The 25,897-nt window shown below is 64.2% G+C and carries 17 protein-coding genes, 1 tRNA gene and 1 pseudogene; 3 read left to right on the top strand and 16 right to left on the bottom strand.

What is annotated here, in order from left to right; all coding sequences use genetic code 11:
* Nucleotides 1-20: 20 nt before the first annotated feature.
* Nucleotides 21-980, top strand: a pseudogene (locus AC1AYN_RS06300) (LacI family DNA-binding transcriptional regulator); the annotation flags it as partial.
* A gap of 67 nt (nt 981-1,047) precedes the next feature.
* Here the strand turns inward: AC1AYN_RS06300 and AC1AYN_RS06305 are convergent.
* The 11 genes from AC1AYN_RS06305 to AC1AYN_RS06355 all read right to left on the bottom strand — a co-directional run bounded on the left by AC1AYN_RS06305 (nt 1,048) and on the right by AC1AYN_RS06355 (nt 16,443).
* Nucleotides 1,048-2,511, bottom strand: a complete 1,464-nt coding sequence (locus tag AC1AYN_RS06305) for a Maf family protein (protein ID WP_476532605.1) — start codon at nt 2,509-2,511, stop codon at nt 1,048-1,050.
* Nucleotides 2,512-2,621: 110 nt separating this feature from the next.
* Complete coding sequence (locus AC1AYN_RS06310; protein WP_476532606.1) at nt 2,622-3,656, bottom strand: homoserine kinase; 1,035 nt, start codon at nt 3,654-3,656, stop codon at nt 2,622-2,624.
* 15 nt (nt 3,657-3,671) lie between these two features.
* Nucleotides 3,672-4,988: a homoserine dehydrogenase gene (locus AC1AYN_RS06315; RefSeq protein ID WP_476532607.1), complete on the bottom strand. Its 1,317-nt coding sequence runs from the start codon at nt 4,986-4,988 to the stop codon at nt 3,672-3,674.
* A 203-nt stretch (nt 4,989-5,191) separates the two neighbouring features.
* Nucleotides 5,192-6,778, bottom strand: a complete 1,587-nt coding sequence (locus AC1AYN_RS06320) for a diaminopimelate decarboxylase family protein (protein ID WP_476532608.1) — start codon at nt 6,776-6,778, stop codon at nt 5,192-5,194.
* Nucleotides 6,779-6,858: 80 nt separating this feature from the next.
* Complete coding sequence (gene argS / locus AC1AYN_RS06325; RefSeq protein ID WP_476532609.1) at nt 6,859-8,703, bottom strand: arginine--tRNA ligase; 1,845 nt, start codon at nt 8,701-8,703, stop codon at nt 6,859-6,861.
* Nucleotides 8,704-8,966: 263 nt separating this feature from the next.
* The gene (locus AC1AYN_RS06330; RefSeq protein WP_476532610.1) at nt 8,967-10,373 is read right to left on the bottom strand and encodes an amino acid permease; all 1,407 of its coding nucleotides are present in this window, start codon (nt 10,371-10,373) and stop codon (nt 8,967-8,969) included.
* Nucleotides 10,374-10,561: 188 nt separating this feature from the next.
* A complete protein-coding gene (locus AC1AYN_RS06335) occupies nt 10,562-11,146 on the bottom strand; it encodes a hypothetical protein (RefSeq protein ID WP_476532611.1) in 585 nt (194 codons plus the stop codon).
* Between the two features lie 6 nt (nt 11,147-11,152).
* Nucleotides 11,153-13,561, bottom strand: coding sequence for an alkaline phosphatase family protein (locus AC1AYN_RS06340; protein ID WP_476532612.1), 2,409 nt, complete (start codon nt 13,559-13,561; stop codon nt 11,153-11,155).
* 318 nt (nt 13,562-13,879) lie between these two features.
* Nucleotides 13,880-14,269 (bottom strand): Rid family detoxifying hydrolase, encoded by a 390-nt coding sequence (locus AC1AYN_RS06345; RefSeq protein WP_476532613.1) that lies wholly within the window; start codon nt 14,267-14,269, stop codon nt 13,880-13,882.
* A 181-nt stretch (nt 14,270-14,450) separates the two neighbouring features.
* Nucleotides 14,451-15,596, bottom strand: a complete 1,146-nt coding sequence (locus AC1AYN_RS06350; protein ID WP_476532614.1) for a glycerophosphodiester phosphodiesterase family protein — start codon at nt 15,594-15,596, stop codon at nt 14,451-14,453.
* A 774-nt stretch (nt 15,597-16,370) separates the two neighbouring features.
* Nucleotides 16,371-16,443: transfer RNA gene (locus AC1AYN_RS06355), tRNA-Arg, on the bottom strand.
* Nucleotides 16,444-16,685: 242 nt separating this feature from the next.
* On the opposite strand from AC1AYN_RS06355, the gene AC1AYN_RS06360 reads away from it, so the two are divergent.
* Nucleotides 16,686-17,723, top strand: coding sequence for an urease accessory protein UreD (locus AC1AYN_RS06360; protein WP_476532615.1), 1,038 nt, complete (start codon nt 16,686-16,688; stop codon nt 17,721-17,723).
* 286 nt (nt 17,724-18,009) lie between these two features.
* On the opposite strand, the gene ureC is transcribed toward AC1AYN_RS06360, so the two are convergent.
* The 5 genes from ureC to AC1AYN_RS06385 all read right to left on the bottom strand — a co-directional run bounded on the left by ureC (nt 18,010) and on the right by AC1AYN_RS06385 (nt 24,470).
* Entirely contained in the window at nt 18,010-19,734 is a 1,725-nt protein-coding gene (gene ureC, locus AC1AYN_RS06365; protein WP_476502741.1) for an urease subunit alpha, read from the bottom strand.
* Nucleotides 19,735-19,859: 125 nt separating this feature from the next.
* On the bottom strand, nt 19,860-20,540 hold the full coding sequence (gene ureA, locus AC1AYN_RS06370; RefSeq protein ID WP_476502742.1) for an urease subunit gamma: 681 nt from the start codon (nt 20,538-20,540) through the stop codon (nt 19,860-19,862).
* Nucleotides 20,541-20,614: 74 nt separating this feature from the next.
* On the bottom strand, nt 20,615-22,114 hold the full coding sequence (locus AC1AYN_RS06375; protein WP_476532616.1) for a P-loop ATPase, Sll1717 family: 1,500 nt from the start codon (nt 22,112-22,114) through the stop codon (nt 20,615-20,617).
* Between the two features lie 20 nt (nt 22,115-22,134).
* Entirely contained in the window at nt 22,135-23,082 is a 948-nt protein-coding gene (locus tag AC1AYN_RS06380; RefSeq protein ID WP_476532617.1) for a BsuBI/PstI family type II restriction endonuclease, read from the bottom strand.
* Entirely contained in the window at nt 23,064-24,470 is a 1,407-nt protein-coding gene (locus AC1AYN_RS06385; RefSeq protein WP_476532618.1) for an Eco57I restriction-modification methylase domain-containing protein, read from the bottom strand. The genes AC1AYN_RS06380 and AC1AYN_RS06385 overlap by 19 nt, the downstream gene beginning before the upstream one ends.
* A gap of 144 nt (nt 24,471-24,614) precedes the next feature.
* Here AC1AYN_RS06385 and AC1AYN_RS06390 point away from each other — a divergent pair, with 144 nt between their 5' ends.
* On the top strand, nt 24,615-25,811 hold the full coding sequence (locus tag AC1AYN_RS06390; RefSeq protein WP_476532619.1) for an ATP-binding protein: 1,197 nt from the start codon (nt 24,615-24,617) through the stop codon (nt 25,809-25,811).
* Nucleotides 25,812-25,897 lie beyond the last annotated feature (86 nt).

The following is a 25,897-nucleotide window of genomic DNA, read 5'->3' on the forward strand; positions in this document are numbered from 1 at the left end:
CGTTTCGCCGCACGCCGCCGGTCTCGCCGTCCACGGTCTCGAAGGTCATCAACGGCAGGCCAGGCGTCTCCGACGAGACGCGCCGCCAGGTCGAGCAGGTGCTGCGCGACCATGGGTATTCGCGCCCGCTGGTGAGCACGAAGCTCTCCCCCACCATCGAGCTCGTCGTGGAGTACATCGAGCATAACGGCACGATGGAGCTCATCAAGTACGCCTCATACTGGGCCCAGCGGGAGGGGCTCGCGATCACCGTCACCCAGACGAACCACGGCGAGGCCACCGAGGAGTGCTTCCGCGGCATCATCGACCGCAATCCCCAGGGCGTCATCATGCAGCAGATGGGCGGGCTCAACGATCTGGCGAAGTCGCTGCTGCGCTCGCGCGGCATCCCGATCGTTGTCATCGACCCGATCGACATGGTCGACGACGACGTGATGAGCGTGGCGATCGACAACTGGACGGCCGGCTACCAGGCGGGGCATCACCTCACGTCGCTCGGTCACCGGCGCATCGGCGTGATACGCGGTCCGGCGAACCTGCAGACCGCGACCGCGCGGTTCAACGGTTTCGAGGCGGCGTTGCGGCAGGCCGGCGTGCCGCTGCCCGACGACTACGTGCGGCAGGGCGACTACTTCCCCGCGCAGACCAGCTACCGTGCGGCCTGCGAACTGCTGGAACTTCCCGAACGCCCCACCGCGATCTTCTGCTGCAACGACCTGTCCGCGGTGAGCACCTACCGCGCCGCGCGCGAGCACCACATCGCGTTGCCCAGCCAATTGTCGGTGATGGGCTTCGACGACATCTTCCCCTCGGACATCCTCATGCCGTCGCTGAGCAGCGTGCACCAGCCGTTCGATGAGATCGGGCGGCGTGCGGTGCGGATGATCGTCGACACGCGCGAGGAGCGGGAGACGGAGCCGCACGTCATCCTGCCGACCAGCATCGTCGCCCGCGAAAGCACGACGCCGCCGGCGCAGTGATGCCGCGCCGGCGGCGTCCGGACGTTCCAGACGGTCGCGGGCGCGCGCCTACCGCAACGTGCCGCGCCTACCGATCCCGCTGCGCCGCGTCCGCGGCCAGCGCCCTGAGCCGTGCGTCGAAGCGCGGCCAGTCGGTCCGCATCGCCGTGAGGAGCTTCCGGTCCGGCACCTCGTCGATCGGCACCCAGGCGATCTCCATGCTTTCGTCGTCGTTCGCGCGCGGATGCACCTCGTGCCCCGGCTTCTCGAACGCGAACACGGTGGTGTACGCCCACGGCCCGTGGTCCTCGCGGTAGGAGCCGACCACCTCGATGTCCTCCGGGGTGATGTTCGCCTCCTCGAAGCTTTCGCGCAGCGCGCCTTCGATCGGCGATTCGCCGTCCGCGGTCGCGCCGCCGGGGATGCCCCACGTGCCGCCTTCCGCCGACCATTTGGCGCGGTGCTGCATGACGACGTGCGTCACCTCGCCGCTCGTCCTGTCGCGGCGGGCGAGCAGCACGCCGGACGCGCCGTTCGTCCCCCAATGCTTGCGGCCGCACGCGCAGTCCACCCAGCCATCACCCGGCTGGTGCACGTTCTCCTTCGGCGGGATCTCGTTGCCGTCCTTGTCGAGCACGCCCGGCAGGTCCTCACCGCGCGCCACGTTCCACAGGTCCGTCCAGTCGACGCCGAGTTCACCGACGAGACGACGAAGCAGCGGCAGGCTGATGCCGATGATGCCGTGCGGGTCGCCGTCGATCGAGTCGATGAACGCGCCGCCGAAGCCTTCGAGCGTGAATGATCCGGCGACCTCCAACGGCTCGCCGGTCGCGATGTAGCGTTCGATGTCGCGGTCGGTGAACTCGCCGAAGCGCACGGTCGCGTGGCTCGCGCCACGCGCGACGCGTCCGGTCGCGAAGTCGATCACGCAGTGTCCGGTCCACAGCTCACCGGTCGCGCCGCTCATGCGGCGCAGCCGTTCGCGCGCCACGTCGACGCTGTGCGGTTTGCCGTAGCATTCGCCGTCGAGCAGGAACATCGAATCACAGCCGACGATCAGTGGTCCGACGGTCGAGCGCGTCAATCCCGGCTGCAGCGCGATCACGTTGGAGATCGGCTCGGTGATGGTCGGCATGTCCACGCCGGAGAAATCACGCGTCGTGGCGATCTTGTCGCGCGAATAGTCGATGGTCGCGGGGTCGACGGCAGCGGCGTCGCCATCGCCGCCGGCCGCCGCGGCACGCGCGTCGGCGGCGATCACGCTCTCCGCACGCAACGGGTACGCGATGACGCGTTCGCCCGTCGCGGCGGCGGCCGTGGCCGCGACGTCACGATACGCGCGGTGCACGGCACCGGCCTTCGCGCCGGCGAGGATCGTCACGCGCCGCTCGATGGTGAGATCGTCGACGGTGACGCCGGATTCGCGGGCCGCCGCCTCGAGCGCGGCCGGCTCGTCGACGTGCGAGACGCGGATCGTCGGGCACACGCCCGCCGCATACAGCACGTCGCGGCGCGGCTTCGACTTCGATGCGAGAATCAGCGGAATGGACATAAAACTCCTTCGATACAAGCCTCCCTCTGACGAGGGAAGCGGCCGTGCCTCATCATGGAAGCCTCCCTCTGACGAGGGAGGTGGCGCGCGAAGCGCGACGGAGGGAGAGATTACCGGCGCACGACCTCCACGCCGGCGGTGTTGATGGGCAGGTGGAGGACGCGCCAATGCCCGGAGGCGAGCTGTTCGGCGGCGATCTCGTCGATGGCCTCACGCGCGTCGCCGTAATGCAGGACGAGCACGCACGGGCCGGCGCCGGAGACGGCGGCCGCATACCCCTTGGAACGGAACAGACGGATCAGCTCGGTCGACGGCGGCATGAGCGCGCCGCGGTACGGCTGGTGCAGCTTGTCCTGCGTGGCGGTGAACAGCAGCGCGTTCGCCTCGTGGCCGGCGTCGGAGCCCTCCCCCTCGGCGGCCCCGCCGGTCGTGGCGAGCACGGACGGGTTCATCGCGGCGGGCAGGAGCCCCACGCGCGAGACGTTGTACACGGCGTCCTTGTACGGCAGTTCGCCAGGCAGCGCCTGACGCGCCTTCTCGGTGGACAGTTCGTAGTCGGGCACGAACACGGCGGCGGTGATCGCCTTGTCGACCGGATAGTTGACCGTGTGGAAGCCGCCGTGCAGCGGATCGCCGCCGGGGATGGCGACCGAGCCGACGCCCTCCGCGGTCTCGAAGTCCCAGGAGACGGTGAGACCGCCGAACACGGCGGGCGCCACGTTGTCCGGGTGGCCTTCGATCTGCGCGGCCATGTCGAAGATGGCCGGACGGTTGAGCGCGCCGGGCTGCGCGAACGCGGCGGCCGCGGCGATGCCGGCGACGATCGCCTCGGCGGACGAGCCCATGCCGCGCGCCTGCGGGATGTTGTTCGTCGCCTCGAGCGTGAAGCCGAGCCGGCCGAGACCGAACGTGGCGCAGGCGCGGCGGAACGTGGAGACGACGAGATGCGTCTCGTCGCGCGGCAGCGTGTCCTCGCCTTCACCGTGGATGATGACGTGCGCGACGCCGTCGGTCGGATCGTCGTTCAGCGTGAACGTGAGTTCGTCGTGGTAGTCGAGCGCGAGACCGACCGTGTCGAAGCCGGAGCCGAGGTTGGCGCTGGTCGCCGGCACGCGCACCGTGACCTGATTGCAGATGGGGTTCATGGTTTCCTCTGGGAATCAGTCGAGGACGCGCAGGATGGACGGCTGGCCGGTGACGAAGTCGAGGGCCTGGACCGCCTTGACGGTCTCGCGCAGGGTGATCTCGTCGGTCGCGTGCGTGACGAGGCGCAGCTGCTGGACCTCACCGTCATAGCCCGGGGCCTTGAGGGACGGCTTGAGATCCTGGTTGACGCCGTTGATCGACACGCCGTTGCGGGCGAACTCGGTGGCGATGGCGGCCAGCACGCCCGGCTTGTCGTGGATGAGGAAGCGCACGGCGAACGCGGCCTTCGTCGCGTTGATCGGCGCCTTCTTCAGGTCCTTGTACAGCGGGATGGACGGGCCGGTGCAGCCGGCGGCGATGTGGCGGGCGACGGTGACGACGTCGCCGACGACGGCGGAGGCGGTCGGCGCGCCGCCGGCGCCCCGGCCGTAGAACATGAGATCGTCGGCGGCCTCGGCCTTGACGAAGATCGCGTTGAAGGATCCGTGCACGCTGGCGAGCGGATGGGTCTCGGGGATGAGCGCCGGGTAGACGCGCGCGGAGACGCCGGCCTCGCCGTTCTCGACGACGGCGAGCAGCTTGATGACCTTGTGCTCGGCGGTGGCGGCGGCGATGTCGTCGGCGGTGATTCTGGTGATGCCCTCGACGGAGACGTCGTCGATGGTGACTGCGGTGTGGAAGCCGAGCGTGGCCATGATGGCGGCCTTGTTCGCGGCGTCGTAGCCTTCGATGTCGCCGGTCGGGTCGGCCTCGGCGTAGCCCTTGGCCTGCGCGTCCTTGAGGACGTCGTCGAACTGGAGGCCCTTGACGGTCATCTCGTCGAGGATGTAGTTGGTGGTGCCGTTGACGATGCCGAGCATGCTCGTCACCTTGTCGCCGACCAGGGATTCGCGCAGCGGGCGCAGGAACGGGATCGCGCCGCCCACGGCCGCCTCGAAGTAGATGTCGACGCCCTTGGCCTCGGCGGCCGCGTAGATCTCCGGGCCGTACTTGGCGAGCAGCGCCTTGTTCGCGGTGACGACGGACGCGCCGGATTCGATGGCGGCGAGCACGAACTTGCGCGCCACGGTGGTGCCGCCGATCAGCTCGATGACGATGTCGGAGTTCGTGGCGACGCTCATCGTGTCGGTGGTGACGATCGACTGGTCGATCCACGGGAACCGCTCGGTCTCCTTCGGATCGAGGCAGGCGACGCCGGTCAGTTCGATGGGGCGGCCGATGCGGGCGGCGAGCTCGTCCTTCTGCTCGACGATGAGACGTGCGGTCTGCGAGCCCACGGTGCCGGCACCCAGCAGTCCGACGCGGATGGGGGTTGCGTTCTGGTCAGCCACGGAAATTCCCTTCTGATGGACGGCGAGTCTACCCGTCCATCCTACGGCCTCTTTCCGACACGCAACCCCTCGGTCGCCATCCCCTGCTCCCCCTCTCAGGGGGAGCCGTCACGCTCCGCGTTCATATTCGCTTGGCTCCCCCTCTCAGGGGGAGCTGTCGCGCTTCGCGCGACTGAGGGGGTATCGGGCGACCGCCCTCCGCCTCACTCGCTCACATCGAGCGCGAGCAGGTCGTCGATGGTCTGGCGGCGCAGCATCACGTGCGCGCCGTCCTCCCCCACGCCCACGACCGCCGGGATCAGCGCCTGGTTGTAGTTCGACGCCATCGTGCGGCCGTACGCGCCGGTGACCGGCACGGCGAGGATGTCCCCTCGCTTAAGGTCGGCGGGCAGCCGCACCTCGTGCACGACGATGTCGCCGGACTCGCAGTGCATGCCGACGACGCGCGCGAGCATCGTCTCGTCGGATCCGCGGCGGTTGGCGAGGCGGGCCGTGTAGTCGGCACCGTACAGGGCGGGGCGGATGTTGTCGCTCATGCCGCCGTCGACGGACACGTACACACGTTCCGTGATCGGCTCGCCCGCCTTATCCTTCGCGTCGCTCAGGTGCACGGGCTTGATGGTGCCGACACGGTAGAGGGTCACGCCGGCGGGCGCGACGATCCAACGGCCCGGCTCGAAGCTGATCGCCGGCGCGGGCATGCCGAGCGCGCGGTTGATACCCGTGACCGCCTCGGCGAGGCGCGCGAGCTCGCGGCGCACGTCCATCGAATCCTCGCCGTCCGTGTACGCGACGGAGTAGCCGCCGCCCAGGTCGACTTCGGGCAGCGTGTACGCGTCGGTCGCGTAGAACGTCTTGCGCAGCAGCATCATGCGCTTGGCGGCCTGGATGAACGCGTCCGCATCGTGGATGTTCGAGCCGATGTGCGAGTGGATGCCGACCAGTTCGAGCGTGTCCTGATGGCGGAGGATGTCCTTGAGCACGGCGAGCGCCGGGCCGTCGGCCACGGTGCTCATCGCCTCGGCGAGCGCCTTGTCCGTCTCGGAGACCTGCTCGTGGCTCAGGTCGTACGGGTACTTCACGTCGTACTGGAGTTCGCGTTCGCCGTCGGTCGCGCCGGCGCGCTGTGCGAGTCGCGCGTTGGTCGCGGCCGGGGTCGCGGCGGTCGGTTCGGCGGCGAGCGTGTCGAGCACGCCGAGCACGCCCGCGTCCGCGCCGGCGGGCAGCAGCGGCACGCCGAACTTCTGATCCTCGTGCGCGGTGGAGATGTACTCGTGGCCGCCCGCGTGGATGCCGGCGGTGACGCGCAGCATCACCTTGGCGCGCTTGCCGAGCTTTTCGGCGATGGCGGCGATGCGCGCCGGCTCGTCGGGCGAGTCGACGACGATCTTCGCGAAGCCTTCCTCGATGGCGAGCGCGATCTCCTCATCGGACTTGTTGTTGCCGTGGAGCACGAGGCGGCGGCCGGGCGCGCCGGCGGCGAGCGCGATCCGCATCTCGCCCATCGAGCAGGTGTCGACGAGCATGCCCGCTTCGGTGACGATGCGCACGATCTCCTTGGAGAGGAACGCCTTGCCGGCGAAGCTCACGTGCGTGGTGGACGTGTGGAACGCGTCGGCGGCGGCCTTGACGAAGTAACGGGCGCGGTCGCGCACCTCGTCGGTGTCGATGAGGTAGAGCGGCGAGCCGAACTCGTCGAGCAGGGATTCGGCGGTGCGCCCGTGGAAGGTGAGCGCGCCGGTTTCGGGGTCGACGGCCGAGGCGGCCGGCCAGATCGGTGTGATGGGCATGGAATCTCCTTAGGTTTCGTCTACCCCTCAGTCGGCTATGCCGACAGCTCCCCTGTCAAGGGGAGCTGGGAGGGGAACGATCACATCTTGTCCGGGGCGGAGACGCCGAGCAGGTCGAGGCCGGAGGCGATGACCGCCTGGACGGCGTCGTTGAGCTTGAGTCGGGCGGCGGCGCGGGCCGGTTCGGGGGCCTTGGCGATGCGCAGGGCCTCGCGTTCGGCTTCGCTTCCGCGCTCCTCGAGTCCGGTCAGGTCCATCGGCACGACGCGCTCCACGTTGTACCACTTGTGGTAGGTGGCGGCGAGGTCCTCGAGGTAGCGGGCGACGCGGTGCGGGGCGCGCTTGTCGCCGGCCTCCTTGACGACGGCCGGCCACTGGGCGAGCGCGGCGAGCACCTCGCCGTCCGCCTCGGTGTCGAGCAGGCCAAGGTCGGCGCCTTCCGTGGTGACGTTCGCGGCGGCCGCGTTGCGGTCCACGTTGCAGGAACGCGCGTGCGCGTACTGCACGTAGTACACCGGGTTGTCGTTCGAGTGGGAGGCGAGCAGGTTCAGGTCGATGTCGACCGGCGAGTTGTAGTCGGTGCGCGCGAGCGAGTAGCGGGACGCGTCCACGCCGATCGCGTCGACGAGGTCGTCGATGGTGACGACGTTGCCGGCGCGCTTGGACATGCGCACGGCCTTGCCGTCCTTGAGCACGTTGACGAGCTGGCCGATGAGGATCTGCATGTTCTCGCCCGGCTTGTCGCCGAACGCCTCGCACATGGCCATCATGCGGCCGATGTAGCCGTGGTGGTCGGCGCCGAGCATGTAGATCGCCACGTCGGCCGGGTCCTGCGCGCGGTGGCGCTTGTTCCAGTAGTAGGCGATGTCGGCGGCGAAATACGCGAATTCGCCGTTGGACTTGATGATGACGCGGTCCTTGTCGTCGCCGTGCTTGGTGGACGCGAACCAGGTGGCGCCGTCCTTCTCGTAGATGTCGCCGCGGCCGCGCAGTTCGGCGATGGCGCGCTCCACCTCGCCGTCCTGGTAGAGGCTGTTCTCGTGGAACCACACGTCGAAGTCGACGTGGAAGTCCTTCATCGACTTGCGGATCTCGTCGAACATCATCGGCACGGCGCGCTTGCGGAACTCCTCGCGCAGCTCGGAATCGGATTCGCCGATCGGCTCGCCGTCCGCGTTGAGGCCCTGGTCCTCGTGGCCCAGCGCGGTCAGATCGACGCCGTCGGCCTTGGCCTCGGCCTCGACGCGGCGGGCGATCTCGTCGATGTACGCGCCCTTGTAGCCGTCGAACGGGGTCTCGGTCTGGTAGCCCTGCGCGCCCAAATCGTTGTCGTGCGCCCAGGCGGCGACGAGGGACTTGGCGAAGCGGTTGATCTGCTCGCCGTGGTCGTTGAAGTAGTATTCGCGCACGACCTTCGCGCCGTTGGCCTCGAGCACGCGGGCCATCGAATCGCCGGTGGCGGCCCAGCGGGTGCCGCCGATGTGGATCGGGCCGGTCGGGTTGGCGGAGACGAACTCGAGGTTCAGGGTCTCGCCGCCGAGGTGGTCGTTGCGGCCGAACACGGAGACGCCGGCGTCGGTGCGCGGCGCGGCGAGCACCGCGTCGACGACGGCCGCGGCGGACGCGGAGTCGAGGGTGATGTTGATGAAGCCGGGGCCGGCGACCTCCACCTTGGCGACGCCGTCGGCGGCGGTGAGTTCGGCGGCGAACAGGTCGGCCAGGTCGCGCGGCTTCATGCCGGCCTTCTTGGCGAGCTGCATCGCGGCGTTCGACGCCCAATCGCCGTGCGCGCGGTCCTTCGGACGCATGACGGCGAATTTGGCGACCGGCGGGATGAGGTCTTCGGTGAGCTGTCCGGCCTTTCCGGCGGCGACAAGCTCGTGGGCAATACGCGAAATGAGTTCGCTCAACGCTTCAGGATTCATTCTTCCAAGAATACCGACCGCGCCGACGTTCCCCCGTCCATCGTCATCATTGCCCCTCCCAAGCCGACCGGCGCAAGAAATCCCGGAAAACATCCCCGTCATCCCGGATTTCTTGCACTGACCGTCTCCCCGCACAAGAAATCCCGGAAGCCGACCCACATTCCCGGGAATTCTTGCACTAACCACGTCTCAGCGCAAGGAATCCCGGACGATACGGATTATTCCCGGGAATTCTTGCGCTGCACCGTCACGACACCGCAACGTCACCGACCAGTGGCGCTGCCGCGCCGACGTTCCAGCAGATGGTAGCCGCCGTAGCACAGCGCGACGAACGGGACCATATAGAACAACGTCGAACGCTGCGTCTCGTCGAGCACGACGAGCACCAGCGCGCCGATGCACATCACAATCGCCATCCACGGCAATACCGGGAATCCCGGCGCACGGTAGCCGAGCTCCTCCGCCGTATGGCCGCCCGCCTTCCACTCACGCCGGAACCGCAGGTGGCACACGCATACCGAAAACCACACGACCAGCGTCGCGAGGCCGGAAACCGCGACCAACACGAGATACACGGTGGACGCGGCAACCACGGACGACAGCAGCGCGAGCAGCGAACCCGCCATCGAGAACAGCACCGCCCACACGGGCACGCCGCGGAAGTTCGTCTTCGCGAACCGCGCCGGAATCAGACGCTCCTTCGCGAGCGACCACACCATGCGCGAGCACACGTACAGGCCGGAGTTCGCGGCCGACAGCACGGCCGTCAACACGACGAAGTTCATCACATCGCCGGCGAACGGCATGCCGATCGACTGGAACACGAGCACGAACGGACTGGTCTCCACGCCCGCCTTGTGCCACGGGATCAACGCGGCCATCACGAGGATCGAGCCGATGAAGAAGATCGCGAGGCGCAGCACGGTCGTGTGCACGGCCTTCGGAATCGCCTTGCTCGGATCCTTCGTCTCGCCGGCCGCGACACCCACCACCTCGGTGCCGGAGAACGCGAACACGACGGTGAGCAGCGTGGAGAACACGGGCGCAAAACCGTTCGGGAACCACCCGTCGGCCGTGAAGTTGCCGAACAGCGGCGCGTGCGTGTAGCCGGCGATCGGTATCGCGCCGAAGATCGCGAGCAGACCGATCACGATGAACGCGACGATCGCGAACACCTTGATCGACGCGAACCAGAACTCCGCCTCACCGTAGAGGCGTACGGACAGGATGTTGAGCGCGAACACGACGGCGATGAACACCGCCGACCACACCCATGCGGGCGAATCGGGGAACCAGCGTTGCATGAGCAGGCCCGCCGCCGTGAACTCGCTGGCGAGCGCCACCGCCCAGTTGAGCCAGTAGAGCACGGCGATCACGAACGCGGTGCCGGGGCCGATGAAGCGTTTCGCGTACATGTGGAAGCTGCCCGCGTACGGCATCGCGACGGACAGTTCGCCGAGCGAGACCATCACGCAGTAGACGAGCACGGAGCCGACCGCGTACGCGAGGATCGCGCCGAGCGGGCCGGCCTGGTGGATCGTGTAGCCGGACGAGACGAACAGGCCGGTGCCGATCACGCCGCCGAGCGAGATCATCGTCAGGTGGCGCGACTCCATCTTGCGTTCGAGGCCGTTGTCCTGTGTGTCGTCGGAATTGCCGGCGTGGGCCATGCTGGGACTCCTTATATCATCCGTGTCAGTCGTCATGCGGCGACTACCGTATGATACCAACGCCCGCAACGTGGGAACGTGGCCTCGACGGAACGACGAGGCCGGCCGGACGCCCGATTGGGGAGTCCGGCCGGCCTCGGTCGATCATTCAGTCGATTTCAGTCGACTTCACTGGATCTCGATTGAGATCAGTCGATCTCCAGGATGAAGTCCCAGCCTGCGGCCGAATCGCCGCCGTCGGGACGGAACCGCAGCAGGCCTTCGCCGCTGGGCGTCGTCGTGCGGAGCGTCACCTTGACCTTCTGCCCGGGAGCGAGGCTCTTGGGCAGGGCGGGCGTCGGGATGAGCACGTGCGTGGCGCCGGCGTTGTCGAGCACGTCGAACACGGCCTTGTCGAGGGAGACGGCCTTGCCGCCCTTCGCCGCGGTGTTGGTGATCGTGACGGGGAACGAGGCGGGGACGGCCGAATCGTTCGTCTTGCCGGTGGACGGGTAGCTGGGGCCGCCGATGTCGACGCGCACCTCGCCATCACCGACCTTGACGAGCACCGGGCTGCCCGGGTAGGACAGCGCCGGATTGCCGGTCGTGCCGCGGACGGTCTTCACCGTGCCGTCGGTCTTGGGCAGGTAGCTCGGCATCGAGCCGATGCTGTCCGCCACGGACTGGGACGAGGCCGACGAGCTGCCTCCGCAGGCGGCCAGCGAGGCCGTCATGGCGGCCACGCTGAGGAGAATCGCCGCGATTCGCAATGTCTTGGTCTTGCTGCGCATCATGCCTCCTTATCGCGTTCCGTGACGACGGCGCAGGACCAGCGTCACGCCTGCGACGACGAGCAGGACCACCACGGCGCCGGCGATGCCGGCCACCGCGGCACCCGTGCGCGACAGGCCGTTGCCCTTGGCTCCGGCCTGCGTGGCGGCGTTCGCGTTCTGGTGCTTGCCGGCGTTCTGACCGGACTGGTTCGCCTGGTCGCCGGCACCGGACTGATTACCGGCATTGCCGCCACCGTTGTTGTTGCCACCGTTGCCGCTGTTGTCGGAGGCGGCGTTGGTGAACACGTCGGTGCCGAACGGGGTGAGGCCGTCCTGCGCGGCGAAGCCGAGGTGGCCCTTGCCGTCGAGACCGCCGCTGACGGAGCCGGCGGTCAGCGGCTTCGTATCGGTGCCCTTGGAGACCTGGAAGATGTCCTCCATGGTGCGCAGCCACGAGTAGTGGTTGTAGTTCGTGGTGGACACGGTGCCGGGCTTGATGAGCGGGGAGATGAGCACGGAGCCGGTGGCGCCGCCGCCGGGGGTGGCGTCCTGCGCGTCGAAGGTGGACAGCGGGGATTCGCCCTCGTTGAGGTGGCCCGGAATGCCGAGCGCGGAGAGCGTGACCTTGGTCACGGCAGCGGTGGTCTGCAGCGGGTTGCCCTGCTGGTCGACGATCTTGAAGGAGGAGTTCACGACCGGCTTGGAGTCGTCGGTGTTCGGGCCCTCGTTCACGACGGAGCCGACGTAGGCGCCGTCGGGGATGCCCTCGCCGGTGACCTTGCGGCCGATGTCGGTGACGTTCACCGAACCCTGGATCGTGTCGGTGCCCGCGGGGGCGCTCACGTCGAGGTCATCCGCGCCGGAGAAGCCGGAACCGGTGTTCTTGGCACCGGGCACGCAGTTGCTCTTGTCGGCGTTCACCAGATCGGCGTCCTGCGGATCGTCGCACGACGGCGGACGGGTGATGTAGCCGTTGTCGCCGGAGCCCGGGTAGAGCTGGTTGCCGTTGGCGTCCTGCGCGAGCGGGGTGTTCGGGCCTTCCGGCTCCCAGTTGACGTTCTGGCCGTTGATGTTCTGGCCGGCGAGGTCGGCCTGGATGTAGTTCTTGGCCATCGGGCCGGGCTGCGGGAAGGTGCCTGCGGAGTACTGCTTGTAGCCTTCCTGGAAGTCCTTGATGGTGGGGACCTGGTACTGGTAGCGCTCGTTCTTGGCGGCGTCCTTCGCGACGTCGCTGTCATCGGTGGCGTTGTTGAACGACATGCCGTAGAACGGCGGGTTCGCCTCGTCGAAGGTGATGTCGATCAGGCCGCCGTCCTTGAACGCGTCGGAGCGTTCGATGAGCGGGATGTAGTAGCGCAGCCACAGGTCGGCCGCGTACAGGCCGCCGGTGTGGTTCTTCGGCGCGGTGTTGAGCGGCTTCGTGTAGTCGGGCTGGAGGTTGTCGTCGAACAGGCCGGACATGTTGTTGCCCTTGCAGACCGCGTCATGCGCGTCGGAGCAGTTGTTCGGCGTGATCCAGTTGAACGCCGGAACCTGGTCGGCGGGCTTCTTCAGGTCGGCGATGAGGCCGTAGTTGGCGTCGTCGAGGTTGGCGATGTGGTTCTCGTCGGTCATCGTGCCGCCGTTGGCCGGCTTGGTCAGCGAGTCGTTGCCGGTGTTGTCGTCGCCGATGATGGAGTGGAACCACGGGAACGGGAAGTGCTTGGCGACGTACTGGTCGTTGGCCTGAGCGCCGGTGAACGAGGTGATGCCGTTCTGCTTGTCGGTCGCCGAGGGCTTCATGGTCTTCGGGTTGTTGGTCGGGTCGTTCTCGCGGGTGCCGGGCGCGCCGCCGAGGCCATCCTCACGGCCGGGCTGGTTGCGCAGGTCCTGCGCGTAGCCCTTCCAGGTCTTGCCCGCGGCGTCGAGCTGGTTGAACAGCGTCGGGGCGTCCTTCGGCAGGGTGCAGCCGTTGTCGCCGTTCTTGGCGTTCGGGCCGGCCGGGGACTTCACCTGGCCGTAGTTGTCGTACTGGCCGAACTGCTGGTCGCCAGTGTGCTCGGTGATGATGTCGGAGTTCTTGCCGAAGTCGAAGTTCCGGACACCGCAGTCCTCCTGCAGGTCCTTCGACGTGGCCTGGCCGGAGACCAGCGTGATGTAGTTGTCCATGCTGTAGTGGCCGGTGCCGTAGTAGTTCGTGAGCAGCGCGCCCTGTGCGGGGAGTTCCTTCCACAGGTAGCTGTTCTGGTTCAGGCCGGTGAACGTGGCGTCATACGACTTGTTCTCGAGGATGATGGTCCACACGTGCTTGATCTGGCCGGGCTTGAGTCCGGTGGACGTGATGGTGGTTTCGGAAGGCTGGGTCGACGGGTTGTCATTCGCATAGGCCGCCGGGGTGGTCAGTGCAAAGCAGCTCGCGGCTACTAGAGCGACGATGCCCGCTCTTCTCATATACATATATGCAGATTGCATATTCCCCACGTTAGGTTTCGTTAGCGCTCCCACGCCGACCCTGAGATGAACTTTAGGGAACGTTGTGATAACAACGATGGTTGCCTTAGCGGTTTCTGAGAATTCTTGGGGTTTCCTGTCCGGCGCATCGGCGGGGTATCGGCACGGCATCACCGGCGGGACGACGGGAGGCCCGCCCGGAACATCGTCCGGACGGGCCTCCGATCATGCGTCACGACGCACGTCACGTCACATCACGTCACGTTACGCATCACGACGTGCGACGGCGCACGCGCAATCACAATCGCATGCGAGATCGGCCGATCACAGCACGGCGATCGCGTCGATCTCGACGAGCGCGCCCTTCGGGATGTCGTTGCCGCCGAACGCGACGCGCGCTGGCTTCACGGAGCCGATGAACACCTCGGCGTAGCGGGCGTCCACCTCCTTGAAGTCCTCCACGTTCTTCAGGTAGATGGTGGCGCGCACGACGTGCTCGATGCCGGTGCCCGCCGTGTCGAGGATGTGCTTGATGTTCTTCAGCGCCTGCGCGGCCTGCTCGCCCGCGGTCTCGCCCGCGAGCTCGCCGCTGGCCGGATCGATGCCCAGCTGGCCGGACACGAACACGAAGCCGTTGGCCTTGACCGCCTGGCTGTACGCGCCCAGCGCCGCCGGTGCCTCGGAGGTCGCGACCGCTTCCATCTTTTCGCTCATTGTGTGCTCCTCTCGGTTGGTCGTTCGCCCGGTGCCGTAACCGATGCCGCACGAGCGATTGATTACCCAGCAGTGTAGTGAGCGCATGTGTCGCCGCCGCGCGCGATGCCCGTCATACGGTCACGCGGCGCGGGAACGCACGCGACGCAGCGGCGCGAACGTCGCAACCGTGCCGCACACGTCATGCGCGCGGCCGCGCCCACGGCACGGCGTCGCCGGAGCTGCGCGATCCGTCATGCGCGCCGCCTCGCGCGCCTGCCCGCGGCCCGCCGCCCATGTCGCGCCCGTCGATGCGCACCGCGTGGCGGTCGACCACGTGGCCGAGCCGCCGCGCGCTGTCGCCGAGCACGCCGCTCGCCCCGAGCCTCAGGCACCGGTTCGCCTCGCGATAGTCGCCGCTCACCCCCGCGTAGACGGGCATGTTGTCCCGCTCGGCCCGCCGGGCCACGCGCGGGTCGAACCGGTTGCCGCGCATGACGACGAAGCTCGCGCCACGCGGCCATTCGATGCGGGCGTGCCCGGCCGGACTCACGCACTTGCCGACGAGCCAGCTCGGGTGAGCCTGGTGGACGAGTCGGATGGCGGTATCGTCCGTGGACATGATCATCACGCGGGACGCGAAGTCATGGCGTTCGATCTGCCGTGCGACCGCGTCGGTGACGCGCGGTGCATGGCGGTCATCGGTCTTGAGATGCAGCAGCAATCCGAGATGGTCGTTCGTATGCTGCGCGGTGAGGATCGCCTGCGCGAGCGTGGGGATATGGAAGGTCTCACCGTTCTGGCGCATCGGCATATGCTGCAGTTCGTGCGTCGGCATGGCCGAAACCGGCACATCGCGCCCGTCGGCGGACAGTCGTCCGGTGCGTTGGTCGTGGAAGACAACGGGAGTGCCGTCCGCGTCGAGACGGATATCGATCTCGGCGTAGTCGGCGCCGCGCGCGCCCGCGTTGGCGATCGCGTGCAACGAGTTCTCGGGTGCGGAATCGTCGCCGCGATGAGCGATGGCGAGCGGCCGCACCGTCCACATGTCACGCGAGTCGCGGGCGGCCTGCGTGCCGGCGGCGTCCCGCGAGAACGGATCGGCCGTGGGCGCAACGCCGAATCCGTCGAACGCCCCGTGCCCGAACAATCCCGCGACGCCGGCGATGACGCCGGAACCGTCCAGTCCGTCGCGTTCGCGACGACGCAGGTTCGCGGCGGCCGCACCGCCGATGACGAGCGCCAGTGCGATGGCCAGGATGACGAGATGCGCGATCCAGCGATGATGGGGAGCCGACGCGGAATCCGCGGGTGACGCGGACGACACGGACGGCGACTGCTCGCCCACGACGGACGATTCCTTGGCAGCGGCCACTCGGGTCACCGGCCCACCACCCATGTCCTCACGGACATCACGAGTTCCACGGACGTCACGGGTGTCACGAGCCCCACGGGTCACGTCGTTCCCGCCGCGATTCCTCGGTTCCTGCTTTCCCATCACACACCTCCTGCTGGTTGAAGCAGGATTCATTATGCGCCCGCCGAGTGGGAGCCATGCACGATTTCATGGCCTCCTCATGGTTATCTCAGGGAAAATTCAGGGTCATTCTCTAAGCCTCGTCATCCGTGAGTACATACCGATTAACGTACAAACCTGCGAAGTCCGAAGACGAATCCGCATGATTCGACGACCAACCTGCATGATTCGAGCACGAACCTGCAGGATTGTTATCCGAACCTGCACACCACCCTTCAGTAGACACCCGCCGCAGACGTCCATCACGAACAATGAATCGGCCATATTCCAACAATCCTGCCAAGGCTCCGACACGATGAAGCCCCATTCTTCAGCACCCCACCGTACAGGTTCGCCCTCGTCTCATGCAGGTATGTCGCCGAACCACGCAGGTACGTCGCCGAACCACGCAGGTACGTCGCCGAACCACGCACGTTCGCTCTTGAACCATGCAGGTTCCCCTCCAACCATGCAGATCCAGGTCCACCGCAGATTCAGGCCACTCACTTGGACCTGTCCCCTACGACTTTCCATGCCCCCTGCCGCTCTTCCCGGCCGGAGACGCCGAAGGCCCCGCATCCTACGATGCGGGGCCTCGATTCCGGGTGGGCTCGAAGGGGTTCGAACCCTCGACCTTCTGTTCCGGAGACAGACGCTCTATCCACTGAGCTACGAACCCAGAATCATGCATCCGCGGGCCGCCCAAGGGCACACGCCGCGACATGCAACTCCCCTACTGTACACCACGTCCGCACCACGCGCGACACCACCGCCCACACACCATGCAACCGCCCGTCCGTGTGCCCGCATCCCCGTACCGCCCCGTACCGCGCGGCCGGCCCGCCCGCATCGAAACATTGCGTTGCCCGATGCGCGGCATAATGAACCTGTTTCGCCGCCGCCACGCAGAAAGGCCCGTCCATGGGAAGCAGCACGTTCCGTTTGACCACCGCGTTCCGCCATGGGCGCACGAAGATCGACGACGTGTATTTCGAGGCCCCGTTCAAACTGATGACGCCGTTCACGAACGGCCGTCATTCGGATTTCATCGTGATGCTCGCCTCCCCCGGCTTCCTCAAGGGCGACGAGGCGCATATCGCCATCGATTTCGCCCCCGGCACGGATTCGACAATCAGGACGCAGAGCTATGAGAAGGTGCTCGACACGTCCGACGGCATGGCGGCGCGCACCATCGACCTGACGGCCCGCGGCGACGCGAAGGCCGTGTTCCTCCCGTTCCCGGTCATCCCGTTCCGCAACAGTACGTTCGAGAACCTCACCACGGCGCGCATCTCCGCCGAATCGACGTTCGTCTACGGCGACGTGGTCACGTGCGGCCGCGTCGGCATGGACGAACGCTGGGCGATGCGCCGTTTCACGAATCGCCTACGAGTCATCGTCGACGAACCCGCCGCCGTGACCAAGGCGTTCGCCGCGGCGCCGGTGTCACCAACGTCATCAACGTCACCGGCGGTACCGTCCATTCCGGTTTCCGCGTCGTCCCGGCGTTCCGGCGACGGCGAGTCCGCGTCGCCTCGCCGCGGTCGTCCGCGCAAATCCGAGACGCACCTCCCGCAGTCGCGTCTCGCGTTCGCCGACCGCATGCTGCTGGAACCGGAGTCGTTCGACTACACGGAGATGGGCATGTGGCGCGAGTTCACCCACTGCGGCGTCCTCTACATCCACCTCCCCGAACTCGACTCGGCTGATCCGAACGCGGCCGACGACGACGTTGACATGTCGCCCGACGCGGTCCGCGAGCGCGTTGAGACGGCGCGCATCGCCGCCGAGGACGCGCTGATCGACCGTATCCGCGCGCACGCCGACGCGATCGGCTTCGCCGGCGAGCTTGGCGCGAGCCGCGCGATTGACGGCGTCTGCGTCCGAGTCCTCACCAAACGCGGCGACGACGCCTTCGACCTCATCCAAGACATCGCCGCCATGGCCACCGAATCCTAACCTGCCTCTGCTCCCCCTTTCAAAGGGGGAGCGAGCCAAGGCACCCACCGGCATGCTCAACTTCATAACGTTCTGCTCCCCCTTTCAGGGGGAGCTGTCCGCGATAGCGGACTGAGGGGGTACTGACTAAGGAGGTATCGCCTCAGCCCGCTCTAACGCAAGCCCCGCATCCGGCCCCCTCTGACGAGGGAGCTGTCCGCAAAGCGGACTGGGGGAGAGATAGCCGGAACGCAACGTCCGCCCCATCCCTCCCCGAGAAACCCCGGAAGAGAAACCCCGGAATCCCCTAGAACAGGAAGTACCGCTGCGTCAACGGCAGCTCGTACGCGGGATCCGAGTGCACGAGCTCGCCGTCCACCGTCACCTGGAAGGTCTCCGGGTTGACCTGGATGTCGGCGAGGACGTCGTTGAACTTGAGGTCCTTCTTGCCGGGCGTGCGGCATCCGTGCACGGGCAGGACCTGGCGCTGCAGGTTGAGCTTGCCCTTGATGTCGTCGTCGATGGCGGCCTGCGAGACGAAGGTCGCGCACGACGAGCCGAGCGCGCGCCCGAGCGCGCCGAACATGTCGCGGTAGTAGACGGGTTCCGGCGTGGGGATGGACGCGTTCGCGTCGCCCATGCGCGAGTAGGCGATGGAGCCGCCCTTGATGACCATCTCCGGCTTCGCGCCGAACATGGACGGCTGCCACAGCACGAGGTCAGCCATCTTGCCGACTTCGACGGAGCCGACGTAGTCGGAGACGCCGTGCGTGATGGCCGGGTTGATGGTGAACTTGCTCACGTAACGCTTGACGCGGAAGTTGTCGTTGCGGTTGTTGTCGTGCTCGTCTTCGGGGAGCGGGCCGCGCTGCTTCTTCATCTTGTCGGCGGTCTGGATGGTGCGCGTGATGACCTCGCCCACGCGGCCCATAGCCTGCGAGTCGGAGCTCATCATGGAGATGATGCCCATGTCGTGCAGTACGTCCTCCGCGCCGATGGTCTCGGGGCGGATGCGCGAGTCGGCGAACGAGATGTCTTCGGGCACGTTGCGGTCGAGATGGTGGCAGACCATCATCATGTCGAGATGCTCGTCGATCGTGTTGCGCGTGTACGGCATGGTCGGGTTCGTGGAGCTCGGCAGGACGTTCGGGAAGCCTGCCGCGCGGATGATGTCCGGCGCGTGGCCGCCGCCCGCGCCTTCCGTATGGTACGTGTGGATGGTGCGGCCTTTGAACGCGGCGATCGTGTCCTCCACGCAGCCGCCCTCGTTGAGCGTGTCCGTGTGGATGGCGACCTGCGTGTCGGTTTCGTCGGCGACGCCGAGGCACGTGTCGATCACGGCGGGCGTGGAGCCCCAGTCCTCGTGGATCTTGAGTCCGGCCGCGCCGGCGCGAATCTGTTCGCGCAGCGGTTCCGGGCTGGAGTCGTTGCCTTTGCCGAGGTAGGCGATGTTGACGGGCAGCGCTTCGGCCGCTTCGATCATTCGGGCGAGGTGGAACGCGCCCGGGTTGCAGGTGGTCGCGTTGGTGCCGTCCGCCGGGCCGGTGCCGCCGCCGATCATCGTGGTGACGCCACCGGCGAGTGCGGTGCGCACCTGTTGCGGCGAGATGAAGTGGATGTGCGTGTCGAGGCCGCCCGCGGTAATGATGAGGCCTTCGCCGGCGATGGCTTCGGTGCCGGAGCCGACTTCAAGTCCGGGCGTGACGCCGGTCATGGTCTGCGGGTTTCCGGCTTTGCCGATGGCGCTGATTTTGCCGTTTTTGATGCCGATGTCGGCTTTGTAGATGCCGGTCCAGTCGACGATGAGCGCGTTGGTGATGACCGTGTCGGGCGATTCGGCGTCGAGTTGGACGGAGGATTGGCCCATGCCGTCGCGGAACGATTTGCCACCGCCGAACTTCAGTTCGTCGCCGTAATGCGTGTAGTCTTTTTCCACTTCGATGACGAGGCTGGTGTCGCCGAGTCGCACGCGGTCCCCCGTGGTCGGCCCGAACATCCCCGCATAATCCTTACGAGTAATGATCCTGCTCATATCAAGTCCTTAAGTCTCTATCCAGGCTCCCCTTGTCAGGGGAGCTGTCCGCAAAGCGGACTGAGGGGTAGTCCCTGCGCCCCCTTCAGGGGGAGCTGTCCGGCGAAGCCGGACTGAGGGGGTCCTCAAGCCCCCAGGAACCCCTCCTCCTTCGCCTTCCTGAACGCCGCTTCCTTCACAATCGGGTCGTCGAGCTTGCCGTCGACGAGCGCGCTGAATCCGTGGATCTCGCGCGTGCCGCCGATGTCGATGAGCCTCACGCGATGCGATTCGCCCGGCTCGAAGCGCACGGCCGTGCCGGCGGCGATGTCGAGACGCTTGCCGTACGCGGCTTTGCGGTCGAACTTGAGGTATTTGTTGACTTCGAAGAAGTGGAAGTGGGAGCCGATCTGGATGGGTCGGTCGGCGGTGTTGACCACGTCGAGTTCGATGGCGTCCTTGCCTTCGTTGATGGTGAGGTCGCCGTCGGCGAGCAGGTATTCGCCGGGCACGAGCTTTTCGGTCGATTCGATGGGGTTGTGGATGGACACGAGCTTGGTGCCGTCGGGGAACGTGGCCTCGACCTCGACGACTTCGAGCATCTCGGCCACGCCGTCCATCACGTCCTCGGGCTTGAGCAGCGTGCGCCCGTACTGCATGAGTTCGGCGACGGTGGCGCCTTCGCGCGCCCGCTCCACGCACTCGGAGGAGATCAGCGCGATCGCCTCCACATAGTTCAGCTTGACGCCCCGAGCCTTGCGGTCCTTGGCGAGCTGCCCCGCCAAGTACAGCATCAGCTTATCCGTCTCCCGTGGTGTAAGTCTCATCAGGCTCCCCTCATTGTATCGAGATAATTAGTTAAAGAATATGCTCGAAATGAAAACAGTAGGTTTCCTATGCGTCACTCATCAATAAAAATCCTATGTTGCTGAGCATAGACCAACCGAGGATCAATAATTTTATACTTTTTAGGACTGCTATCCTGATTGCAGATTTTAGCAATCCCATACTCCATCATGACGCCAATACGATTATTGCCAGTCTGAGAACTTTTCTTCAAAACAGAGGCAATGTCATTTGACGTAAAAATGACATTAGGGAGTCGCGGAATCAGGAAAAGCACTCTTTTCAAATCAGATTTCACCTCGCCGGCATAAAAAGTATAATAGTCAAAATATCTAACATACCTTTTCATGCCATTTTTAATAGCCACTGGCGAGAAAATACGCGCTGAATCATTTTCAATGGATTGCTCATCATAGATGGTCTTAAGCAGTAAAATCATATGCCTAGGGGAACATGCGGCCAATTTGACTATTTCCTCAGAAGACTCAATATCAGGAAAGATGCCAGAGAAAGAAACAGAACCACTTCCGTTGTTATTTTGTGAATAATAACGCACACGACGATTAATGATTTCTTTTATTTGCTCATTATCCCAAGTGACATCAATAGCACTAATTTTATCATATCTCACCCCACGGCTCTGTAACGGCTTCCTCAATTTGCTCCACAACGAAAACACGAGAGACAACTCGTTATTCAACAGCAGGGAAGTGTCACGGAGAATATCAATAATGAAATCAGTTACAGCTGAGACCTTAGACCCCAATGCACTGTATTCATCAATCTGATCAAAAAATATAACCACCTGACGATATCCCAAATGCTTAATAATCTTTGATAATCTAACAATAATCTTACGCAATGACTCCGGCGTGAGAGTCAAGGGATCCAATGAAAATGGATACCCCTCTGAATCTTTTATCTCTCCTACAATGGGCACAAATTCCTTATAGGTTTCACCATCACTTGCAGTCAACCCCAATGCGGAATTAACTGTATATCCAATGAAATTAGTACTTATAGATAGGAGATAGTTCAAAATAGGCCTAACTATACTATTAGCCATGCCATATGACACCCTCCTAAGCGCATAACCACGCAATCTTTGAGCCAGACGTTTCGCATCTTCTTTTTCAATACTATCTGAAAAAGAAGTGAAGAATAAAGATAAGCATTGTTTATCGGATTTATCAAGTTTCATTAATAATTTTTTGTCAGTCGCGCACAATTCAAGAAGTTCTCCAACAACCTCCTTTATAATTAACACCAAGAAATCACTCTCGTTATTCTTTATGCCAACAGAATCAAAAGTATTAACAACGATAGAAAATACATTCTCTTTTTTAAAATCGGATAGCAGTGAATAGACTAAAGCAGATTTCCCAACTCCTCTTTCACCAAAAACAAATTTACTTCTGCCTTGTAATATATCATCCTTAATTGTAGAATAATATTTTGGCTTTACAAATGTTTTGGACAAATCATTAAACTCATTTTCAGCAGAGAAATTCGAAAATGGATTAGTTTTAAAACCCATGTTTTGGTACAGTTCCATTGATAGCTCCTTGTTTTTCTTTAAATGCCATACGGCCCCATGAATCTGGAGCCGTTGAGGTGGATCATGTGGTCGGGGGTGTCGGCGCACCAGACTTCGGTCTCCCATGCGAGCTGCGCGCAGTAGCGTTGCATGACCGAACGGTTCGGGAAGCTGGAGACCAGCACCACCTTGTCCCACTGGTCGGCGAACAGATCATGCAACTCGACTTTGCGGGTCACATCCACGGGGCCGTGCGTGCCGGCCGCTTCCATCAGGAACAGCCAGCCGCGCTCACCATCCCACGCAATCACGTCCGGTGCCTTCTCGCGCGCCCGAAGCGTAATACCCAACTCATCCATCAGCACGGCGTCCACAACGCCATGCTGGTGGTCGGTGTCATCGATGAACGCGACCTGGCACCCCGGCGCGAACCGCGGCAGCATCTCCTCCACCATCGCCTTGATGAGTGTGGACTGCCCTTGCGGAGACAGACGGATATCACGGCTGGAAGGCAGCGTCACCGGAGTCTTCGGCATATGCCGTCGCTCCTCGGCAAGCGACCGGTATGACGTGTGGGCGGTCAGGAACACATCAAGTTCGGAAGAGAACCGTTCCGTACCGTATTTGCGAATCACCTTCAGCGCGTCATCGGTCACCCGGTAGTTCCACTTCGGTGAGTTGATCGGCCTATTCGGCTGATCGGCGTTCTCTTCCGCGATTCCCGCGATGACGAACTGGTGCAGCGAGAGTCGTCGGATGGTCTCACGTGTGTTCGGCTTATAAGCGACACCGAACTCATCACGAATCCAATCCATAATCGCGCGAGTGCCCAGCATCGGGTTCTCGGCCTTATCCCATGAATCCCCATTCCCCAGTTGCAACAATGCGAGAAGCGTCATTGCGCTACGTTCATTGAGCTGCTGGTCGCCGAGTTCGAATCGGCGCAGCAACTCCATGGCTTCGTCGATCAGCTTGCCTTCGCCCATTCGAACAGTCCCCCAATCGTCTCGTCGACGAGACTCTGGTCCGGTGCATCGTTGACTGACAGCATACCAGCCAACACGGCGAGCTGTTGCTTCGACGGGCACGGCATCTGCCTCAGATCCGTGGCGTTGACCTGCGTGCTGCCGGACACCTGCCGATACCATTCGTCGACGATCGACGACGACAGCCACAGCGTCAGCCCACGCGCGACCGCATCATCCAGTGGAATCGTCTTGCGCGACGTTCCCTGATGCACGTAATTGAGCTTGTTGTCCGCCACGAAATCCACATCGCTGTTGAGATACGACGCGTAGATGCGGTGCCGTTGCTCCTTCGCGGAGAACCGGTTCACCATGCAGTAGCCACCCGCAGGCAGCACGACATGCCGATCGTCGGCAGCACCGGTCACCCATTGCGCACGGTCGCACTCGACCGGATGCTCCATACGCAATCCGTCCTGATTGTCCGACCAGTACAACGGATGCCCGCCAATCACCTCGTCATCCGACAACACATCACGGTTCCGGAACCACACCAGCTTGCCGGTAGACACCCACAATCCCTCATCGGCCATCGTCTTGAACCCGGCAAGACGCGCATCCTGCCGTTGGATGCGCAGGATACGGTCACGCCCCATGCTGAGCGCACGAAGCGCGACCATCTCCTGCGACTGCCGTTCCAGCGGCGTCGCCGGCGACGCATCAGGAAACACAGTGACCTTCTTCACCTGCGAGCGCTTCGACACCTTCAGCAGCATGATCTCCTGAAGAATGCCCATATCCTTGAAATGCTCCTGCCGCGAGCCATATACGACCATCGCGTCCAGACTGCATTCACGCAGCATCCACTTGCGGAAATCCTTGAAATAGTCGCCGTTCATCCACGATCGGGGAATGATCGCCACGCACTCGCCTCCCGCGGCAAGCGCCTGAATCGCAATGACCAGGAACGCCGTATACAGATTCGTCACCTTGACGTCGCCGCTGTTCGTCGCGATGACGGTCGGAGCAATCTTCTTGTACGGCGGATTGAGAATCACCCGGCTGAAGCGAGGCTCCAGCGCGACGTCGAAGACCGAATCGTTGAGAACCGTGACATCGTCGCACACCTGACGCAACGACGTTTCGGAAGCCCGTGCCAACGCGGCATCCCGCTCGATGGCGAGCACGCTGGCGCCATCCGCGAACCGTTTCGCCGTGACCGCACCCAGAATGCCGGAACCCGACCCGAGGTCGAGAATCTGCTGCGGCTCATCGGATTCCGTGAACAATCCCACCGCCTGCTCGGCGACGGGCATGGGCGTCAGAAACTGCTCCCACTGCTGCTGCCGCTCGGGAACCAGCCCCGCCGCGGCCTCGTCTCGGATCTGCGCGATGGATTCGGAATTCATACCCCTCAGGATACCGGCCTTCGGTGTCGGCCAAAACAAAATCCGATTCCGTCCCACTCGCATCGCAAAACTTATCTGAAATTATCTGGATTATCTGACTATATTGAAGATATCTGAGGTTATCTGAACTTATCTGGAGGGCGTATGGGCGACATGACGACACCGCTGCAGGCGTTGAACCCGTTTATGCCGGGTGCAGGACTGCAACCGCCCGCCTTGGTCGGGCGCGAACACGAAATCGCCCTCATCGATAGGATGGCGGCGCGGACGAAGCTGCAACTCCTCAACCGCGGCATCATGCTGTACGGTTTACGCGGCATCGGCAAGACCGTGCTGCTGATGCACATGCGCGACATCGCCGACCAACGCCACATGGCGACCCTCAAGATCGAGGCGAGCGCCAACGCCGCCACGACGTATGACGCCCTGTTTCACGAAATCCCCTTGGCGATAGCGCGCATCGGCAAAACCGACATCCGCGAGCGCGTGGCCAAGGTCTTCTCCAACGTGGAATCGGTATCCTTCGATTTCATGGGAGTCAAAGCCTCCGCGGAACTGAACGGCAAGCCCGATTTCCGCACCGAATCGTACCGGCTCCAACTGCTCATCGAAGGCATCTGCAAAGAGCTCAAGAGCGACAACTCAGGTCTGTACCTGTTCATCGACGAGATGCAGGAGATGCACAAGACGCCGCTGAGCGATCTCATCACCATCCAGCACGAGATGGGGCAGCGCGGACTCCCCTTCTACATCATCGGCGCCGGACTGCCGGACCTGCCCGGCGTTCTATCCAAGGCACGCTCGTATGCGGAGCGCCTGTTCGACTATCGGGAAATCGACAAGCTGGACAGCACGGCGACCCGCGAGGGCTTCCAGACCCCGGCGAAGAAAACGGGACGCCCGTTCGACGACGCGGCCCTCGACAAGCTGGAGGCACTGTCGCAGGGCTATCCGTATTTCATCCAGGCGTACGGTGCGGCCACATGGAACGCCTCGACCACTAATCCAATCAACGTCACGGCGGTGGAGCAGGGCGAGCCGGAGGCATTGGACATGCTCGATCACGGCTTGTACATGGCCCGATGGCTGCGCGCCACGGAGAACGGGCGCGCCTACCTGCGCATCATGGCGGATCTGTCGGATGGTCCGGTGCGCACCGCGGATGTGAAGAAGCGGTTCGCCAATGAGGGCTCGGCGGCAAGCGCCCGCGCCTCGCTCATCGAACTCGGCCTCATCTACGCGTCCGGATACGGACAGGTCGCGTTCTCCGTGCCGCGGATGGCGGAATTCGTGCGACGCATCATGCCGCAGGTCGATCAGATCTACGACGGACGCCGCTGAAAGACGGGTCCGCCACAACTCTGATGCACCGGCACAGCCGCGACATTGCACAGCCGCAATCGCGCCGCATCAGATATCCGGGAACG

The sequence above is a fragment of the Bifidobacterium sp. LH_413 genome (assembly GCF_056357015.1).

Bases quoted from the DNA above. Each gene is read 5' to 3' on its own strand.
- AC1AYN_RS06305 (WP_476532605.1), bottom strand. From the start codon at position 2,511: ATGTCCATTCCGCTGATTCTCGCATCGAAGTCGAAGCCGCGCCGCGAC.
- AC1AYN_RS06340 (WP_476532612.1), bottom strand. From the start codon at position 13,561: ATGTATATGAGAAGAGCGGGCATCGTCGCTCTAGTAGCCGCGAGCTGC.
- argS (WP_476532609.1), bottom strand. From the start codon at position 8,703: ATGAATCCTGAAGCGTTGAGCGAACTCATTTCGCGTATTGCCCACGAG.
- ureA (WP_476502742.1), bottom strand. From the start codon at position 20,540: ATGAGACTTACACCACGGGAGACGGATAAGCTGATGCTGTACTTGGCG.
- AC1AYN_RS06320 (WP_476532608.1), bottom strand. From the start codon at position 6,778: ATGCCCATCACACCGATCTGGCCGGCCGCCTCGGCCGTCGACCCCGAA.
- AC1AYN_RS06345 (WP_476532613.1), bottom strand. From the start codon at position 14,269: ATGAGCGAAAAGATGGAAGCGGTCGCGACCTCCGAGGCACCGGCGGCG.
- AC1AYN_RS06385 (WP_476532618.1), bottom strand. From the start codon at position 24,470: ATGAATTCCGAATCCATCGCGCAGATCCGAGACGAGGCCGCGGCGGGG.
- AC1AYN_RS06360 (WP_476532615.1), top strand. From the start codon at position 16,686: ATGGGAAGCAGCACGTTCCGTTTGACCACCGCGTTCCGCCATGGGCGC.
- AC1AYN_RS06335 (WP_476532611.1), bottom strand. From the start codon at position 11,146: ATGATGCGCAGCAAGACCAAGACATTGCGAATCGCGGCGATTCTCCTC.
- AC1AYN_RS06310 (WP_476532606.1), bottom strand. From the start codon at position 3,656: ATGAACCCCATCTGCAATCAGGTCACGGTGCGCGTGCCGGCGACCAGC.
- ureC (WP_476502741.1), bottom strand. From the start codon at position 19,734: ATGAGCAGGATCATTACTCGTAAGGATTATGCGGGGATGTTCGGGCCG.
- AC1AYN_RS06390 (WP_476532619.1), top strand. From the start codon at position 24,615: ATGGGCGACATGACGACACCGCTGCAGGCGTTGAACCCGTTTATGCCG.
- AC1AYN_RS06375 (WP_476532616.1), bottom strand. From the start codon at position 22,114: ATGGAACTGTACCAAAACATGGGTTTTAAAACTAATCCATTTTCGAAT.
- AC1AYN_RS06380 (WP_476532617.1), bottom strand. From the start codon at position 23,082: ATGGGCGAAGGCAAGCTGATCGACGAAGCCATGGAGTTGCTGCGCCGA.
- AC1AYN_RS06330 (WP_476532610.1), bottom strand. From the start codon at position 10,373: ATGGCCCACGCCGGCAATTCCGACGACACACAGGACAACGGCCTCGAA.